1 protein-coding gene is annotated in these 1035 nt (G+C 43.2%); it reads right to left on the reverse strand.

Annotated elements, in window-relative coordinates:
- Nucleotides 1-15 precede the first annotated feature (15 nt).
- Nucleotides 16-936 (reverse strand): IS30-like element ISLsa1 family transposase, encoded by a 921-nt coding sequence (locus tag FD17_RS12890; protein ID WP_011373852.1) that lies wholly within the window; start codon nt 934-936, stop codon nt 16-18.
- Nucleotides 937-1035 lie beyond the last annotated feature (99 nt).

Genomic DNA, 1035 nt, shown 5'->3' on the forward strand with positions numbered 1-1035 from the left:
TGGCAAATTACAAGTTTAATCCGAACAAGCCCGGAATCTTTCAATGGCAGTCTGTTGATGATGTATTTTTAATGGTCGTTGATTAATTAGTTCAAGTGCTGCTAGGATCTCATCAGTCGTTACTTGGCTAAAATTGGTCTTTTTCGGGAAGAACCAGCGTAACCGTCTATTAAAATATTCATTGGAACCTCGCTCCCATGGTGAATATGGATGGCAAAAATAAACTTTGATCTGATAATCCTGTTCTAAGGCCTGATAATTGGCAAACTCTTTACCATGATCAACAGTAATGGATTTTACTTGGGGACCGAAGGCCCCCATAAACTTGCCAAAGGCGGTGTTTAGAGCCTTAGCCGTTCTATTAGGGGCTTTGATGGCCCATAGAAGTCGGGTCTTACGTTCTACGAATGTAACCAGACATGATCGTGACTCACTTCGACTAGAAAGCACCGTATCTACTTCCCAATGACCAAAAGCTAACCGTTGATTAACAGTTGTTGGCCGTTGTTCGATGGAAGTCCCACTTGTAAATTTCCCACGATTTTCGCTCACTCGGTGCTGGCGGACATTCCGATTGGGTAGATCAGTCAATTTGAAGGGGAGCCAGCCACGATTAAGCCAATTATAAATTGACGCAGTGCTCAAGTTATAAGCGGCCGCAATGGTTTCTGGTGACCAGGTTAATCGTAAGTGATTGGTAATTAAAGTCGCTAATGCTGCCGTCAGCATCGAACGACGACCGCAATTCCGCCTTTTGCGATCTGCATCTTGCTGAGCTAATTCTGGATCATAAGGTTTAACCCGGTCCAACTCATAGCTAATCGTAGCTTTGGCGACGCCTAAGGCGTCAGCCATTACTTGGTAAGATTTATTCCCCTCATTGACCAGTTGTGCTAGTGCGCCACGTTGAAAACGTGATAAAGTAGATGTACCCAAAGTAATCACTCCCTATATTGGTTGGAATTAGCTACTACCATTGTAAGTGATTGCTTTGGGCTTTTTAATTTCTGTTCGGATTAATTATAGAATTTGCCA

Source organism: Lentilactobacillus sunkii DSM 19904, from assembly GCF_001435575.1.
In the GTDB taxonomy this organism is placed as follows: Bacteria; Bacillota; Bacilli; order Lactobacillales; family Lactobacillaceae; genus Lentilactobacillus; species Lentilactobacillus sunkii.